At 72.7% G+C, this 16459-nt stretch carries 16 protein-coding genes and 1 pseudogene; 8 read left to right on the forward strand and 9 right to left on the reverse strand.

The features are described 5' to 3' along the window. Positions 1 to 56: 56 nt before the first annotated feature. The 6 genes and pseudogenes from VM324_01740 to VM324_01765 all read right to left on the reverse strand — a co-directional run bounded on the left by VM324_01740 (position 57) and on the right by VM324_01765 (position 4995). Entirely contained in the window at positions 57 to 1340 is a 1284-nt protein-coding gene (locus VM324_01740; protein ID HVL97996.1) for a glutamyl-tRNA reductase, read from the reverse strand. After that, entirely contained in the window at positions 1316 to 1981 is a 666-nt protein-coding gene (locus tag VM324_01745) for an NAD(P)-dependent oxidoreductase (GenBank protein HVL97997.1), read from the reverse strand. The genes VM324_01740 and VM324_01745 overlap by 25 nt, the downstream gene beginning before the upstream one ends. After that, positions 1978 to 2709, reverse strand: a pseudogene (locus tag VM324_01750) (redox-sensing transcriptional repressor Rex). The gene VM324_01745 and the pseudogene VM324_01750 overlap by 4 nt, the downstream one beginning before the upstream one ends. 72 nt (positions 2710 to 2781) lie before the next feature. Continuing rightward, entirely contained in the window at positions 2782 to 3309 is a 528-nt protein-coding gene (locus VM324_01755; protein ID HVL97998.1) for a MarR family transcriptional regulator, read from the reverse strand. A gap of 25 nt (positions 3310 to 3334) precedes the next feature. After that, positions 3335 to 4003: an alpha/beta hydrolase gene (locus VM324_01760; protein HVL97999.1), complete on the reverse strand. Its 669-nt coding sequence runs from the start codon at positions 4001 to 4003 to the stop codon at positions 3335 to 3337. After that, positions 4000 to 4995 (reverse strand): ring-cleaving dioxygenase, encoded by a 996-nt coding sequence (locus VM324_01765; GenBank protein HVL98000.1) that lies wholly within the window; start codon positions 4993 to 4995, stop codon positions 4000 to 4002. Before VM324_01765 ends, VM324_01760 begins: the two co-directional genes overlap by 4 nt. Positions 4996 to 5238: 243 nt before the next feature. Between VM324_01765 and VM324_01770 the strand changes: the two genes are divergently transcribed. After that, a complete protein-coding gene (locus VM324_01770) occupies positions 5239 to 7137 on the forward strand; it encodes a SpoIIE family protein phosphatase (protein ID HVL98001.1) in 1899 nt (632 codons plus the stop codon). A gap of 18 nt (positions 7138 to 7155) precedes the next feature. Here VM324_01770 and VM324_01775 read toward each other — a convergent pair whose 3' ends face one another. The 3 genes from VM324_01775 to VM324_01785 all read right to left on the reverse strand — a co-directional run bounded on the left by VM324_01775 (position 7156) and on the right by VM324_01785 (position 9690). After that, positions 7156 to 7404, reverse strand: a complete 249-nt coding sequence (locus tag VM324_01775) for a glutaredoxin family protein (protein ID HVL98002.1) — start codon at positions 7402 to 7404, stop codon at positions 7156 to 7158. Continuing rightward, positions 7401 to 8096 (reverse strand): hypothetical protein, encoded by a 696-nt coding sequence (locus VM324_01780; protein HVL98003.1) that lies wholly within the window; start codon positions 8094 to 8096, stop codon positions 7401 to 7403. Before VM324_01780 ends, VM324_01775 begins: the two co-directional genes overlap by 4 nt. A gap of 64 nt (positions 8097 to 8160) precedes the next feature. Next, positions 8161 to 9690: a long-chain fatty acid--CoA ligase gene (locus tag VM324_01785; protein HVL98004.1), complete on the reverse strand. Its 1530-nt coding sequence runs from the start codon at positions 9688 to 9690 to the stop codon at positions 8161 to 8163. A gap of 118 nt (positions 9691 to 9808) precedes the next feature. Between VM324_01785 and VM324_01790 the strand changes: the two genes are divergently transcribed. From VM324_01790 to VM324_01820, 7 genes are all read left to right on the forward strand, one after another. Further along, on the forward strand, positions 9809 to 10651 hold the full coding sequence (locus tag VM324_01790) for a sugar phosphate isomerase/epimerase (protein HVL98005.1): 843 nt from the start codon (positions 9809 to 9811) through the stop codon (positions 10649 to 10651). A 202-nt stretch (positions 10652 to 10853) separates the two neighbouring features. After that, a complete protein-coding gene (rpsF, locus tag VM324_01795) occupies positions 10854 to 11159 on the forward strand; it encodes a 30S ribosomal protein S6 (protein ID HVL98006.1) in 306 nt (101 codons plus the stop codon). A 95-nt stretch (positions 11160 to 11254) separates the two neighbouring features. Next, the gene (gene ssb, locus VM324_01800) at positions 11255 to 11716 is read left to right on the forward strand and encodes a single-stranded DNA-binding protein (GenBank protein ID HVL98007.1); all 462 of its coding nucleotides are present in this window, start codon (positions 11255 to 11257) and stop codon (positions 11714 to 11716) included. A gap of 200 nt (positions 11717 to 11916) precedes the next feature. Beyond that, positions 11917 to 12159: a 30S ribosomal protein S18 gene (gene rpsR, locus VM324_01805; GenBank protein ID HVL98008.1), complete on the forward strand. Its 243-nt coding sequence runs from the start codon at positions 11917 to 11919 to the stop codon at positions 12157 to 12159. Between the two features lie 33 nt (positions 12160 to 12192). Then, positions 12193 to 12642 (forward strand): 50S ribosomal protein L9, encoded by a 450-nt coding sequence (gene rplI / locus VM324_01810; protein HVL98009.1) that lies wholly within the window; start codon positions 12193 to 12195, stop codon positions 12640 to 12642. Positions 12643 to 12919: 277 nt separating this feature from the next. Further along, the gene (gene dnaB / locus VM324_01815; protein HVL98010.1) at positions 12920 to 14335 is read left to right on the forward strand and encodes a replicative DNA helicase; all 1416 of its coding nucleotides are present in this window, start codon (positions 12920 to 12922) and stop codon (positions 14333 to 14335) included. A gap of 330 nt (positions 14336 to 14665) precedes the next feature. Next, on the forward strand, positions 14666 to 16459 hold a 1794-nt coding region (locus tag VM324_01820; GenBank protein HVL98011.1), incomplete at its 3' end, for a carboxypeptidase regulatory-like domain-containing protein.

The following is a 16459-nucleotide window of genomic DNA, read 5'->3' on the forward strand; positions in this document are numbered from 1 at the left end:
GCCTTCGGCTGCTGGGGAGCGACAAGCCGCGCTACCTGCCTTCGGCTGCCCGAGGGCTACTCGGGCAGGTCGAAGAGCTCACGCAGCGCGGCGGCGTGCGCGTCGCCGCTGCGGTCGGCGAGCGCCTTCAGGCGGATCGTCGGCTCGTGAAGGAGGGTGTTGACGATGCCCCGGGTGAGGGCGTCGACCGCGGCCCGCTCGCGCTCGTCGAGGTCGGCGAGCCGTGGCGCCAGACGCCCGAGCTCTGCGACGCGGACCTGCTCGGCCCGGCCCCGCAGCGCGGCGACGGTCGGCTCGACCCGCACGCTTCGTGTCCACGCGGCGAAGCGCTCCGCCTCCTCCTCGACGATGGCGCGCCCGCGCTCCACCTCGGCCCCGAGACCGCCCGGGGCACCCCCCGCGGGTACGCTTCCGCCGCCGTCGGTGAGTGTGCGGATCGCGTCGATGTCGAGGACGCTCACCGACGGCAGCCCCGCGCACGCCGCGTCGACGTCGCGCGGCACCGCGAGGTCGACGAGCACGAGGGGACGCTCGGGACGGCGCCGCATCGCCTCGGCGACCGTGTCGTGGTCGACGACCGGAGTGGAGGCCCCCGTCGAGCACAGCACGAGGTCGGCGACGGCGAGCCCGTCGGCGAGGCGACCGAGCGCCACGACCTCGCCGTCGACCCTGGCGGCGAGCCGCTCGGCCCGGTCAGGGGTGCGGTTGGCGACAAGGATGCGTGCGGCGACGCCGGACAGCCGGTCGGCGCCCATGCCGCCCATCTTGCCCGCCCCCACGACGAGGACGGTGGAACCGTCGAGGTGGCCGAGCACCCGGCGCGCCGCGTCGAGGCCGACGTCGACCATGGAGGACGCGCCGGCGGAGATGGCCGTCTCCCGCCGCGCCCGCTTGCCGACCCGCAGCGCCCGGCGGAAGAGCGAGGACAGCATCCGCCCCGCTGTGCCCTCGGCCTCGGCGTCGGCGAACGCCTGCTTGACCTGGAGCTGGATCTGGCGCTCGCCGACCACCATGGAGTCGAGCCCGGCGGTGACCGAGAACAGGTGCCGGGCGGCCTTGTCGTCGTAGTGGTCGTAGGCGAGGTCGACGAAGTCCTCGGGCGCGACGCCGCCCCATTCGGCGAAGAATCGGCGCAGGTCGGCCATGCCGCCGTGGAAGCGGGAGACGGAGGCGTAGACCTCAACGCGGTTGCAGGTCGACAGCACCGCCGCCTCGCGCACGTGCTCACGCTGGGCGAGGGAGGCGAGCGCCTTCGGCACGCCCTCCGGCGCGACGGCCACCCGCTCGAGCAGGCCGACCGGAGCCGTCTTGTAGTTCAGTCCGAGGACGAGCAGAGGCACGCGTACGCCAGTTCTCTCGCAGACGTGAAGTCGCCGTTGCGCAACAAGTCGAGGATATCGGGGAGGGGAACGGCACGCCAAGCGGCGCGGCGGGCCGCGGGGTCGAGCCCCGCAAGATGCGCCCGGGTCGCCGGCGCGTCCCGCACCTCGCCGAGCAGGGCCACGAGCTCACCGTACTCGGCGCCGAAGGCCTCCTCGAGCTCCTGGCGGACGTGGCGGGCGACGGCCGGGGCGCGCCCGCCGGTGGACACGGCCACGGTCAGCTGACCCCGTCGTACAGCACCGAGCATGGCGGCGCTGCCGGGGCCGGCGGCGTCGGCCTCACGGTCGGTGCGCACGCAGAAGGTCGCCTGCGCCGCGGCGTCGGCGGCCACCCTGGCGTTGACCGCCGGGTCGGCCGTCGCTGCGACGACGAGGAACGCGCCTGCGAGGTCTCCCGCGGCGTAGCCGCGCGCGTGCCAGACGAGGCGGCCTCCCGCGGCGGCGGCACGGATGGCGGGCACGGCCTGCGGCGCCACGACGACGAGGTCGGCGCCGGCCTCGAGCAGCGGCGCGGTCTTCGCCGCGGCGACCGGGCCGGCCCCCACCGCGACCACTCGCCGCCCCGCAAGGTCGACGAGCAGCGGGACGCCGGCGTTCACGCCAGCTGGTCGGGCGGTTCGGCCTCTGCTTGCGTGCCGACCTCGTCGAGCCGGGCGCGGGCGGTGCCGCGGCGCACGGACTCCTCGGCCACCCGGCGCTGCGCGTAGAACGACAGGATCTGCAGCTCGATCGACAGGTCGACCTTGCGCAGGCTCACGCCCTCGGGGACGTTGAGGACGGTCGGCGCGAAGTTGAGGATCGAGGTGATCCCCGCGGCGACGAGCCGGTCGGTGACCTCCTGCGCGACGCCACCGGGAACGGCGAGCACGCCGATCGAGATCTCGTGCTCCTTGACCACCCGCTCCATGTCGTCGACGTGCTCGACCTCGAGACCGGCGATGCGTCGGCCGACCTTGTCCTCGTCCGCCTCGAGCAGGGCGGCGATGCGGAAGCCGCGCTGGGCGAACCCCCCGTACTCGGCGAGCGCCCGCCCGAGGTTGCCGATGCCGACGAGACAGACGGCCCAGTCCTGCGTCAGGCCGAGCCCGCGGCTGATCTGGTGGATGAGGTACTCCACGTCGTAACCCACGCCTCGGGTGCCGTACGAGCCGAGGTAGGACAGGTCCTTGCGGATCTTGGCCGAGTTCACGCCCGCGGCGGTGGCCAGCGCCTCGCTCGACACGGTGTGGGTCCCGACCTCGGCCATGTCGACGAGCGCCCGCAGGTAGACGGGGAGGCGGGCGACGCTCGCATGAGGAATCTGACGGGACACACGCACCTCCTCGTCCGCTCGGCTCGTGCGGTCATCGCACGGGGCTGTTCACAATGGTACGTGATGGTACGGGGGGTGGCGGGGCGCTCAAAGCGGCGGGGACGCGTTCGGGTCATGTGGCGCGCTGCCCTGGCTCGCTCCCTTCGGCGCCTCGGCGGTTCGGTCGCCGGCTGCGCGAAGGATGGCTTCGCAGGTCGTCCTCAGCTGTGCGACCTCGTCCGCGGTCAGCGCGTCGAAGAGCACCGAGCGGACCTCCTGCACGTGGCCGGGCGCGGCCGCGGCGAGCCGGGCGAAACCTTCGTCGGTCAGGACGGCGAGCTGGCCGCGGGCGTCCGAGGGACAGTCCTCCCGGCGCACCCAGCCCGCCGCTTCGAGGCGGGCGACCGCGTGCGACAGGCGGCTCGGCGAGTATCGGGAGCAGCGAGCGAGCGCGGACATGCGCATCGTCCGGTCGGACGCCTCCGACAGGTGGACGAGGATCTCGTAGTAGGCGTGGGGCATGCCGCAGTCGCGCTGCAGCTGGCGCTCGAGCCGCTCGGCGACGAGCTGAGAGGCGTTGAGGAACGCCCGCCAGGCCGACTGCTCCTCGGGCGAAAGCCACCGGGTGTCGCTCATCACGCCCCTCACGCCTCTCCAATCCCTACGGCAGGCCGCCAGCGTCGGCGGCGGTCGCCGCGGTGAGCTTCAGCAGCCACCGGCGCGCGCCGTCGGCCTGCGCCGCGCCGAGAGTGTGCCCGCCGTCGTGCCAGTCGACCGTGACGGCGGCGCCCGCCTCGTCGAGCAGGGTGGCGAGCGCCTCCGCTTGCTCGGGGGGCGCCATGGGGTCGACGCGACCCTGGCTGAGGTAGACCGCGGCGTGCGTGAGGTCAGGCAGCGTCGCGGGCCGCAGCGGCAGCATGGCCGAGAAGAGGACCGCGCCCCGCAGCACCTCGGGGTGGAGCAGGAGGACGGCGGCGGCGATGTTCGCGCCGTTGGAGAAGCCGACGGCGACGACGTTGTCCGGGTCGAACCGGTAGCGCCCGGCGGTGCCGCGCACGAATGCGGCGAGCTCGCCGGCCCGTGTGACGACGTCGGCCTCGTCGAAGACCCCTTCGGCCAGCCGGCAAAACCAGCGCGGCAGGCCGTGCTCCCGGACCTTGCCGCGGGGGCTCAGCAGCGCGCTTCCCGGACTCAGGTGGCGGCCGAGCGGCACGAGGTCGTCCTCGTTGCCGCCGGTGCCGTGCAGCAGCAGGAGCGTGGGCGCGAGCGGCTGCTCGCCGGGCACCCACCGGTGGGGGAAGCCGTGGAGGGTGCGGTCGTCGGCCGTCACGACGTCTCCTCTTGGCCGCCTGGGGCATCCGCCGCCTGCGCCTTGCGATCCTCGACGAGCTTCAAGGCGGGCAGGGCGCGCTCGATGTCCTCGCGGCTCGGCTCGAGCCACGGCGGCAGCCGCAGCCGGCGCCCGAGCTCGAGCAGCGGCTCGTCGACGTCGAAGCCTGGCGCGTCGGTCGCGATCTCGAGCAGGACACCGCCGGGCTCGCGGAAGTAGATCGAGTGGAAGTACTGGCGGTCGATGACGGGGGTCACCTTCACGCCTTCCTCGACGAGCTCGGACCGCCAGCGAACCTGCGTGTCGTCGTCGGGGGCGCGCCAGGCGATGTGGTGGACGGTGCCCGCCGCGACGAGCCCCTCGGGAGCCTGCCGGTCGACGACCACGTCGACCTGGCGCCCCGGTCCGCCCTCGCCGACGGCGAAGCGCAGGCGGTCGCCGTCCTCCTCGACCAGCGAGAAGCCGAGCATGCCGGTGAGCATCGCCACGGTCGCGTCCGGGCGACGCTCGGTGAGGGTGACGGAGTGGAAGCCGCGGATCTGGTGGACGCCGGGCACGGTGCTCGCCTCCCACGGGGTCTGGGGGGCCGTGCCCGGGTGGGCGAGGAGCTGGACGAGGAGGCCATCGGGGTCCTCGAAGGCGAGGACCTCGTCGGAGGCGCGGGTGTGCCGGCCGGCGACCTCCACGCCCATGTCCCGCAGCCGCTCGGACCAGTAACCGAGCGAGCCCTCCGGGATCGACAAGGCGGTCGTGGTCGCCTGGCCCGCCCCCCGCCGGCCGCGGGGCGTTGCCGGCCACGGGAAGAAGGTGATGACCGTACCGGGCGTGCCGGCCTTGTCCCCGTAGTAGAGGTGATAGGTGTCGGGCGCGTCGAAGTTGACCGTCTGCTTGACGAGGCGCAGCCCGAGCACCCGCGCGTAGAACTCGACGTTGCGGCTCGGGTCGGTGGCGATGGCGGTGACGTGGTGGAGCCCCAGCGGCTGGATGTCCATGTGGTCCCCTTCGGCGTTGGCGGGACGAGATCCCGCTGCCGCCAGCGTACCCGACGAACTTGAGTGCTCAACATCATCGCGAGCGTCCGCAGCCGGGCGCCCGCGCGGGTTGACGGGGACGCCGCCAGGAACCAGGATGGGCAGCGATCCGTCCCGGACGGTCCCCTGGGCGCCGGGTGGTGGTTCCCGTGCCCCCGGAGTCGCTGAACGGCTGTCACGTCGCCAAAGGGGGGGAGTTTCCGGGTGGTCACCGGTCCGTCGGTCAGCGAACCCATGGATGCGGAGTCGGCGTCGCTCCTCGCGGCCGCCGAGGCCGTCGAGGCGCGTGACGGGATTCCGCATCTGCTCCGCATCGCCGTCGCGCTGTCGCGGGCGGTGACCGCCGACGAGGTGCTCGACGTCGTGCTCAACGAGCTCGTTGAGGCGGTCGGCGCGGACGGGGCCGTCACGGCCCTGCTCGTCGACGGGGACCGTCGGCTCCGCGTGCAGGGGTCGGTCGGCTACCGGTCCGAGGTCGTGGAGGCCCTGCGGGAGTTCGACGTCGACGCGCCCCTGCCGCTGGCGTTGGCCGTGCGCCGGCGGGCGGGGGTCGCCTACCCGTCGAGGGCGGCCATGGTCGCCGACAACCCCGGGATGGAAGCGCTCGTGCAGCCCGAGCGCGACCGCGCGGTGGGGGCATGGCCGCTCGTCGTCGCGGGCCAGACGATCGGCAGCGTCGGCCTGACGTGGCCCGACTCCAGAGAGCTCACGCCCCAGGAGCACGCCTTCCTCGACGCGGTCGCCGGGCAGCTGGCGCAGGCGCTCGACCGCGCCCGTCTGTTCGAGGCAGAGGCACGAGCACGTCAGGCGGCCGAGCAGACCGCCAGCCAGCTCGCCTTTCTCGCCGAGGCGTCGCGGATCATGGCGGCGAGCCTCGACCTCGAGGAAACGCTGCGGCGGCTGGCGGACACGGTCGTGCCCCGGCTCGCGGAGTGGTGTGTCGTGTACCTGCTCGACCTGCACGGCCGGCCGCGCCACGTCTCGACGAGCCACGTCGACCCCGAGCGGGTGGCGCAGGTGGTCGAGCTGCAGCGGCGCTGGCCCGTCCGGCTCGACGCCCCGGCGGGGATGGGGTGGACGCTGCGGACGGGGGAGACCCAGGTCGCCGAGAATGTGACCGACGAGCTGCTCGCCGCCGTCGCGCGCGACGAGGAGCATCTGGGGATCCTCCGGCGTGTCGGCTTCAGCTCGGGCATGTCGGTCCCGCTGCGCATCCGTGGGCAGGTCGTGGGGGCCATCAGCGCCGCGAACACGGGGGGGCGCAAAGTCGAGCGGCGCGACGTCGACCTCCTCGAGGAGTTGGCGGCGCGAGCGGCCGTGGCGGTCATGAACGCGAAGGCCTACGCCGAGCGCAGCGCCGTGGCGACCGGCTTGCAGGCCACCCTGCTGCCCGCCCGGCTCGTCGAGGTGCCCGGCGTCGAGGTGGCCGCCCGCTACCTCGCCGCCGGGGAGGGCATCGACGTCGGGGGCGACTTCTACGACGTGTTCGTCGGCCACGGGGAACGCCTCATGCTCGCCATCGGCGACGTGCGCGGCAAGGGCGTCGAGGCGGCCGCGCTCACAGGGCTTGCCCGCCACACCATCCGGTGCGCCTCGCTGCACAGCAGCAGCCCCCGGCGCGTCCTCGCCGACCTGAACACGATGCTGCTGCGCGCCGACGCGGAGCGCATCGACGAGGCCTCGGCCGAGCCGATGTTCTGCACCGTGTGCCTCGCCGCGATCGAGCCGGTCGGTGACACGATGACCGTCACCGTCTGCAACGCCGGCCACCCGCTGCCGCTGCTGCTGGGCGCCGATGGGTCCGTGCGGGAGGTCGGCGAGCCCGGGCCGGTGCTCGGAGTGTTCGACGAGCCGATCCTGGGTGAGCGCACGGTGCAGGTCCGGCGCGGGGAGGCCATCGTCTTCTACACCGACGGGATCACCGAACGTCGCGACGGCTCGTCCTACTTCGAGGACCGCCTGCCCTCCGTGCTGTCGGGTCTGGCGGGCCTGCCGGCCGACGTCATCGCCGAGCAGCTGCAGCAGGCGGCAAGCACGTTCGCCCCCGACCCGCCGACCGACGACATGGCGATCGTCGTCCTGCGCCGCAGCGACGCGGACTGACGCCGCAGGGCGCATCGGTCAGCGACGGGCGGCCCGCAGAGCGTCGTGCAGCGCGGCGGCGTCCACCACGTACTCGAAAAGCTCCTCCCCGTCGACGGCCACGACGGGAACCCGCACGGTGTAGCGATCGGTGAGGGACGCGTCGGCGTCGATGTCGACGAGTTCCACATCGGCGGCCGTGCCCGCGACCGCGGCGACCACCGCCTCGGCCTCCCTGCACAGCCCGCACCGCGCCCGGGTGTAGACGGTGACGCGCGGACGCCTCACGCCGCGTTGACGGCCGCCGCCCTGCGCCCCGGGCGCGGGGCACGCCTGGCCGCACGGAAGCCGGCGTACATGATCGTCACGCCGACGGCGAGCACGACCGCGACCATCTCGTCGCGACCGGCGACGAGGAACCGCGAGGACGTGGCCGACACGGCCACGCCCAGGGCGATGAGCAGGATGCCGTACCGGCGGGTCCTCACCCCCGAGTACACCGAACCGATGAGGACGACGAGGGACCCGAGCATCGTCATCGGTCGCAGCACCTGGTAGGCCAGGCCGCCGGCGAAGGCCTCCCGCCCCGCGGGGATGCCCCCTCGGGCGTCAGCCGCGGCGAGCACGGCGCTGTCCACCGGGCTGAGCGCCACCGCCGCGAGGCTCCACACTGCCGCGAGCCCGCCGATGGTCCACCACAGCGCGGCGCGCCGCTCGTCGAGCAAGTGGAGCTGGCCGACGGCGAGCAGCGGCACGTTGAGCAGCGCGCCCGCGACCCAGTACACCGAGAACGACGTCGGCGACCAGCCACGGCCGAAGCCGACGGCCAGCGCGAGCATGCCGACGCTGTACAAGGACAGGGCCAGGGACCAGGCCAACGCGTGGTGGCGGCGCCGCTCGGTCCACTGGCGGGCGAGCTCCGCGGCGAAGGCGCCGGCCACGACCGCCCCGACCAGGGCGAAGGAGACGGCGAGCATCATGAGGGAATCCTACGACGGGCTCCCCCGCCCCGTGGCACGCCCCGCCCTTCGGCGAGCGGCGCGCTCAGGGGCCGCGCAGCTGCCGGCGCAGGACCTTGCCGCTGGGACTTTGGGGCAGCTCGCGCACGAACTCCACCACCTCGGGCGCCTTGAACCGCGCGAGTGAGCGTCGGCAGAAGTCGACGATCTCGTCGGCGGTGGCTTCCTCACCGCCGCGGACGACGACCACGGCCTTCACCGTCTCGCCGGTGTAGGGGTGCGGTGCGCCGACCACGGCGGCCTCCGCGACCTTCGGATGGCGGTAGAGGACCTCCTCCACCTCCCGGGGGTAGACGTTGAAGCCGCTCACGATGATGAGGTCGCGCTTGCGATCGACGAGGTACAGATTGCCGTCGGCGCTGTAGCCGATGTCCCCGGTGGCGAACCAGCCCTCCTCGTCGAGGACCTCCTTCGTCGCCCGCTCGTCGTTCCAGTAGCCGACGAACACGTTCGGGCCCCGCACGAGCACCTCGCCGGGGTCCCCCTCCCGCACGGGCTCACCGCGATCGTCGACGATGCGCAGCTCGACGTCGGGCAGCGGCTTGCCGACGCTGCCGGGTACGAGCTCGGACCCCATGGCCACCGACGTGAGCACGGGCGAGGTCTCGGTCAGCCCGTAGCCCTCCCAGATGGGGATCTCGAGCTCCGCCTGGAAGCGTTCGAGGACCTGGCGGGGAAGCGGCGCCGCCCCGGAGACCGCGAAGCGCACGCTCGCAAGGTCGTGACTCTCCACGCCGGGGGTGTTGATCCACGCGACGTACATGGTCGGCGCCCCGATGATGACCGAGGCGCGGTTGCGTGCGATGTCGGCGAGGGTCTGGAGCGCGTCGAACCGCTCGGCGAGGAGCACCGTGGCCCCCCGTGCGAGCGGAAAGGCCATGGCGACGTTGAGGGCGTAGATGTGGAACAGCGGCAGGACGCAGAGGACGACGTCGCCCTCCTCGACCCGCAGCCTCGTCCGCGCCATCTGTGCGTGGTTCGCGAGCAGGTTCGCGTGAGTGAGCATCGCGCCCTTCGGCCGGCCGGTCGTGCCCGAGGTGTACTGCAGCAGCGCGATCGCGCTCCCGTCGGCCGGGTCCGCGTCGGGCGGCGTCGCTTGCTCCGCGGGGCGCTCAGCCGCGGCGACGAACTGCCGCCAGGTGCGGGTGCCCGCGGACGGGCTCGACGCGCCGGCGACGATCACCTCGTCGAGGGCGGGAAGGGTCTCGCGCACGCCGTGGAGGACCCCGGCGTACGACTGCCCCACGACGACCGCGCGGGCTGCGGAGTCGGCCAGCAGGTAGGCGACCTCGTCGGCGGTGAACCCGACGTTGACGGGCACGACCACGAGGCCGGCGCGCAACGCGCCGTAGAAGGCCTCGACGAAGTGCGGGGCGTTGCCGATCATGAGCGCCACCCGAGCCCCCGGCGGCAGCCCGAGGCCCGCGAAGGCGGCGGCGGCCCGGTCCACGCGCTCGTCGAGGTCGCGGTAAGTGATGGCCTGGCCCTGGAAGAGCAGGGCGGGCTTGTCGGGCAGGCGCGCCGCGCTGGCGCGCAACCGCTCCGCAATGTTCACGTTCCCGCTTCCTCCGCCGTCAGGGTGAGGCCTTGAAGGGTAGCGCAGGCGGCCTCGTCACCCCGACGACGCCGGGCGATCAACTCCAGGACACCCCGAGTCGATACCCTTGGAGACGATGAACACCCGAACCCACCAGTCACACGTGGCCGAGCTGCCGGGCGGATCACCCACGCGCCCACGACTGCTCGTATCCACCGGCCCGCTCCTGCTCAGCCCGCTCGACTGGGTGATGGACTCGATCGCCGACGCCGGCTACGACGGCGCCGAGCTGCTGATCGGCCACAACCCCGGGACGCGCGATCCCGAGCGGGTGCTCGGCCACGCCCGCGAGGCGGGGATCGACGTGCCGGTCGTCCACGGCCCGTACATGCTCCTGCTGCGCAACGTGCTCGGCTCGGACTACATCGAGAAGACCCGCCGCTCGCTGGAGATCACCGCGGCCGTCGGGGCCGAGGTCCTCGTCGCGCATGCGCCGTTCCGTTGGGAGCGCAGGGCGCGCGGGTGGCTGGCCGCCGAGGCCGACGCCGAGGCCGACGACTACGGGCCCGCGTTCGCGATGGAGAACCTCTTTCCGGTGGCCGGCCGCGCGTTCAGCTCGGTGATCACCCCCGAGGACCTCACGCGGTTTCGCTCCGTGGTGTTCGACACGAGCCACTTCGCCGTGGCGCGGGTGGACCTGTTCGAGGCGTGGGACGCCCTCGCCGACCGCGTCGTGCACCTCCACGTGTCCGACAACTTCGGCAACGGCAAGGACAGCCACGCGCCGATCGGCAGCGGCGTGCTGCCCCTCGAGCGGTTCCTCGCCCACGTCGGACGGTCGGGCTACGTCGGTGCCATCACCCTCGAGCTCGACTGCCGCGCCTACCTCGACACGAGGGACAGCCTCGTGGGCTTCCTCGCGAGGGAGCGCGTGAAGGCGGAGGTCCTGCTCGCCGGCGCGGCGGCCGGCACGACCTGACCTCCTGAGCCGCCTGTCCACATGGGGGGCTGTCGGTGGCCCGCCCGGACGGCTACGGTGTGCGACTCGTCGGAGGCCACCGCCGCGCCGGTGGTACGGTGACGAGGTTGACCGCCGTCCTGCTTCCGCAGGCCGGCCCGCCGCCGGTGACGGTGCGGGCCGTGTCCCCCCGTGGGAGCCGACCAGACCAGAGGATGGGTCGTTGCACACGTACGAGCTGATGATCATCACCAACGGTGGACTGGACGACAACGCCGTGAACGCCACCGTCGAGCGCTTCACGAAGACGATCGCCGACCAGGGCGGCAACGTGGAGCGCGTCGACCACTGGGGCAAGCGGCAGTTCGCCTACGAGATCGACCACATGAACGAGGGCTACTACACGGTCATCGACTTCCAGATGCCCGGCCCCGGCATCGCCGAGCTCGACCGCCAGCTGCGCATCGCCGACGAGGTGGTCCGCCACAAGATCGTCCGTCCCGGTCACCGCACCAAGCGGGCCTCGTAGGTCCGACGCTTCCCCACCCCGCCCCCCGGCCACCGCCGGGAGGTCCGACGCACCTGTGGGTACGCGAACGACCCCACGAGAACAAGGAGGCCCCCGTGGCGACCGACAACCAGATCACCATCGTCGGCAACCTCGCCGACGACCCCGAGCTGCGCTTCACCCCTGCCGGCGTGCCCGTTGCGGCCGTGCGGGTGGCGGTGAACCAGCGGTTCTTCAACAAGGAGAAGGGCGAGTTCGACGAGCGCCTCGACGGCTTCTTCACCTGCAACGTCTGGCGTGACATGGCGGAGAACGTCGCTGAGTCGCTGCACCGCGGCGACCGCGTGCTCGTCACGGGGCGGCTGCGCAGCCGGTCGTGGGAGACCAAGGAGGGCGAGACCCGCTGGGTCACCGAGATCGAAGCGGACGAGGTCTGCCCGAGCCTGCGATGGGCGCGCGCGAGGATCGAGAAGGTCAGCAGACGCCGGGACCCGCAGAGCAGCGCCGGCCAGGGAAACCAGGACAGCGGCTGGGCCCCGCCCACGGAGGCGCCCACGCCCGAGAACGTGCCGTTCTGAAAGAGTCGGGCGGGGCGTCGGGCGCCCGCCCGCGACCGGGGGCCCGGCATGCCGCGCAACGCCGCGTCCGCTAGCCTGGCCCCCGACGACCCCGCGCGCGGCGCGCGTGCGGCCGGCAGGAGTACGGCCCGGCGCGACGCGCTCTAGGATTACCCCACAGCTTCTTCCCCACTGTCCCCCGAGTCTCGAGGAACACCGCCATGGCTGAGAAGGCGCCTTCCCGCAACCAGCGGCCGGCCAAGCGCAAGGACTGCTACTTCAGCAAGAACAAGATCGAGTACATCGACTACAAGGACGTCGCCCTGCTGCGCAAGTTCGTCAGCGACCGCGGCAAGATCAAGTCCAGCCGCGTGACCGGCACGACCCCCCAGTACCAGCGGATGCTCGCCGAGGCGGTCAAGAACGCCCGCGAGATGGCGCTGCTGCCCTACACGACGCGCTAGCCAGCGGCGCCCCGCCTCCAGGACGCGAGACACATGAAGGTCATCCTCAAGCAGGACGTGGACAAGCTCGGCGACGCAGGCGACATCGTCGACGTCGCCGACGGCTTCGGTAACAACTACCTCATGCCGCGCGGCCTCGCGATGCGCGCGACGAGGGGGGCGGTGGCCGATGCCGCGGCCATCCGCGCCGCGCGGGGCAAGCGCGAGGCCCGCACCCTCCAGGAGGCGCAGGAGCAGAAGGAGCGCCTCGAGGCACGACCCGTGTCGATCTCCGCGAAGGCCGGCGAGGACGGGACGCTCTACGGGTCGGTGGGCAACCGGGAGATCGCCCAGGCGATCACGAGCCAGCTCGGCGTGGCCGTCGACCGCCGGCGCATCCCCCTCGAGCGGCCCTTGAAGTCGCTCGGTCAGCACGAGGTCGCCGTCCGGGTGCATCCGGAGGTCGTCGCCGCGGTCCGCGTCGAGGTCGTCGCCGGCACGTAGGCGCCCGCGCCCGACCGCCTGGGTTCGCCTACGAATCGTTCAGGAGGATGATTTTTCTTTTCCCGCGCCCGTCCACTGCGGCGCAGCCGGTTTTCCACAGACTTCCGGCGGCGCCCACAGGCGGGCGCGACGCCTGCCCGCCAGGTGCGGGGTTGTCCACATCGCCCGGGGTTGTCGACGCGCCTTCTCCCACAGGCGCTGCCGGCTCCGGCGTTCCGCGCCTGACACACCCCTCGGTTACCGTCGCGCTCGAGCGACGACCGATGAGGGAGGCTGCATGGCGAACGGGGCGAGCGGGGCGGTGGACAGCGGACCGGGGGGCGCGGTCCGGGCGCTGCCGACGCCGGCGGGCGCCGGCGGCTACGACCGGGTGCCACCGCACAACCTCGACGCGGAGACGAGCATCCTCGGCGCGATGCTGCTGTCCCGCGACGCCATCGCCGAGGTGTCCGAGCTCGTCGGCCCCGATGACTTCTATCGGGGCGCGCACCGCACGCTGTACGAAGCGATGCGGCACCTCTACGACCGCGGTGAGCCCGTCGACCCCGTCACGCTCGCCGACGAGCTCGAGCACCGCGGCACCCTCGACGACGTCGGCGGGGCGGTCGGCGTGTCCGACCTCGTCGCGCGGGTGCCGACGGCGGCCAACGCCCTCTACTACGCCCGCATCGTCGCCGAGCAGGCGCTGCGCCGCCGCCTGATCGACGCGGGCACGGACATCACCCGGCTCGGCTACGACGCCGCCAAGGACGCCGACGAGGCGGTCGACGCCGCCGAGCAGACGATCTACCAGGTCGCCCAGCGCGGCCACTCCAGCGAGTTCGTGCCGATGAAGGACCTCCTCATGGAGTCCTTCGAGCGCATCGAGCGTCTGCACGAGTCGAACTCGGCGATCACCGGCCTCGCGACGGGATTCACCGACTTCGACGAGGTGACCGCCGGCCTGCAGCCCCAGAACCTCGTCGTCATCGCCGCGCGGCCGGCGATGGGCAAGAGCACGTTGGTGGTGAACGTCGCCACGCACGTGACCGTCGAGCAACGCAAGCCCGCCGTTCTGTTCTCCCTGGAGATGAGCCAGCGCGAGCTCATCGACCGCATCCTCGCCGCGGAGGCCCGGGTCGACTCCGAGCGGCTGCGCACCGGCCGGCTGACCGAGACGGACTGGCCGAAGCTGTCCCAGGCGATGGGCCGGCTGGCGGAGGCGCCGCTGTTCATCGACGACACCCCCGGCATCAACCTCATGGAGATCCGCGCGAAGTCCCGCCGGCTCAAGGCCAAGCACGGCCTCGAGCTCATCATCGTCGACTACCTCCAGCTCATGCAGTCACACCGGCGCGCCGAGAACCGGGTCCAGGAGGTCTCCGAGCTCTCCCGCGGGCTGAAGATCCTCGCCAAGGAGCTCGACGTCCCGGTCATCGCGCTGTCCCAGCTGTCCCGCAAGCCGGAGGACCGCACCGACCGCCGCCCCCAGCTCGCCGACCTGCGCGAGTCGGGCAGCATCGAGCAGGACTCCGACCTCGTCGCCTTCATCTACCGGGATGAGGTCTACCACCCGGAGACGGAGGCGAAGGGGGAGGCGGAGCTCATCCTCGCCAAGCACCGCAACGGGCCGCTGCGCACGGTGCGCCTGTCGTTCCTCGGCCACTACTCGAGGTTCGCGAACATGGCGCGCCGGCAACCCCCACCGCTGTAAGGGCCAGTGGGGCACAGGGACCGTCCGCCAGCGGCCAACGCAGCCGTTATTTGTCGGACAGCTCTCGCCGCTGTGTAGCAAGAGGCCCCTCGTCGTGAAGGTATTTCGCGGACACGCGGACCGCTCATCGTGACCACCAGCCAACCGGGCCGCATCGAGGAGTGGCCGGTGAAGAGAAATAGGTAGACCTTGCGGATGCCTCCATGCTCACTGTCGCCATGCTGGGATGCGTACAGATCTGCGGGCTGTCCTGGAGGCGTCGCCTTGACGCCTCCTGACCGGCCTTTGCGGCCACAAGCGACCCGGCGAGCATCCGGGACAGGAGTCGGGATGGAACAGCGCATCGCATCTACGCGCCGGCTGAGCTTCGCCGCCCTCACGGTGCTGCTCTCCATCACCTGGGTCATGACCGCCGCCCCGCCGGCGGACGCCTTCGGGTCCTCCGAGCCGCCGCCGCTGCCCGCGGTGAGCGCCGGCGGGTACATCACCTGCGGCGTCGCCGAGGACGGGACCGCGGTCTGCTGGGGCCAGAACGAAGCCCCCACGGACGCGAACACCGGAGTCGGTATGGCCACACCCCCGACGGACGTGCGGTTCAGGGAAGTGAACGCCGGCTACGGCATCGCCTGCGGCGTCACCACCAGCGACACGGTGGTCTGCTGGGGCAACGACCGCTTCGGGCAGGTCACCCAGGTGCCCGCCGGGACCTACACCCACGTCGTGCCCGGGCTGACCTACGTCTGCGCCCTGCGCACCGACGGCACGATCGCCTGCTGGGGCGGCGACACCGCCGACGCCGACCGGAAGGTCGTGCGGGACGTGCCGACCGGGACGTTCACGCAGCTGACGCTCGGGATCCGCCACGCGTGCGCGCTCGCCGGCGACGGGACGGTCGTGTGCTGGGGCCACGACACCGTGACGGGCGGGGTCTCCGAGGGCCAGACCGCCGTGCCGCCGGGCACCTACAGCCACGTGAACGCCGGCAACTTCACGACGTGCGCCGTCCGCAGCACCGACGGCACTGTCGTGTGCTGGGGTCGTAACCAGGCCGGCCAGGTCACGACCGTGCCGGCCGGCGCGTTCACCCAGGTCAGCGTCGGCTTCGCCCACGTGTGCGGGCTGCGGCCCGATGGCACGATCACCTGCTGGGGACGCAACGCCGAAGGCCAGGCGACCCCGCCGCCGGGCACCTACACCCACGTGAGCACCGGCACCTTCCACAGCTGCGCGATGCCGACGAGCGGCCCGCCCGCTGTCTGCTGGGGCAACAACCAGGGCGGTCGGGTCCAGCCGAGCATGAGCAACACCCCGCCGCCTCAGGGCACCCTCGAGGAGCCCTACAGCCACCAGCTCACGATGGACACCCACGTCGCGCCGCCTCCGACGTTCACGGTGACCGCGGGCCAGCTGCCGCCCGGTCTGACGCTCGACGCCGACGGACGGCTGTCGGGCACGCCCACCGCGGCCGGCAGCTACACCTTCACCGTCGTGGCGAGCAGCCTCGGGATGTCCCCGCCTGACTGTGTCGCCCCCAGCGTCGGACAACAGTCGCTGCCGTGCACCCCCGGGGACCCCCAGTCCGTCGCCACCGCGACGAGGGTGTTCACCGTCCAGGTCGTCGGCCCCGAGCCCGGCGCGATCGCCGGGCGGGTGACCGACGCCAGCACCGGCGCGGCGGTCGGCGGGGCGACGGTGACCGTCACCGACGCGGCTGGCGCCCAGGCCGGTCAGACCACGACCGACCCCACGGGCAACTACCTCATCGAGGACCTCTCCGCAGGCCAGTACACCGTGACGGTCAGGGCAGCCGGTTACCAGACCGGCACGCAGGGCGTCACGGTCACGGAAGGCGCGACCGCGACAGCCGACTTCGTGCTGCAGGCCGGTCAGGACCCGCTCCGCTGCGGTGATGTGATCACCGAGGACACCACGCTGGAGGCCGACCTGGGGCCGTGCCCGGACAACGGGCTCATCGTGGGTGCCGACAACGTCACCCTCGACCTGGGCGGCCACACGATCTTCGGCACCGACGCCGTCGGCGACGGCGCCGGTGTGCTGATCGACAACCGCACCGGGGTGACCGTGCGCAACGGCACCATCCGCGGCTTCGACGGCGGCGTGGCG

It is taken from the genome of Egibacteraceae bacterium (assembly GCA_035540635.1).
Lineage (GTDB): Bacteria > Actinomycetota > Nitriliruptoria > Euzebyales > Egibacteraceae > DATLGH01.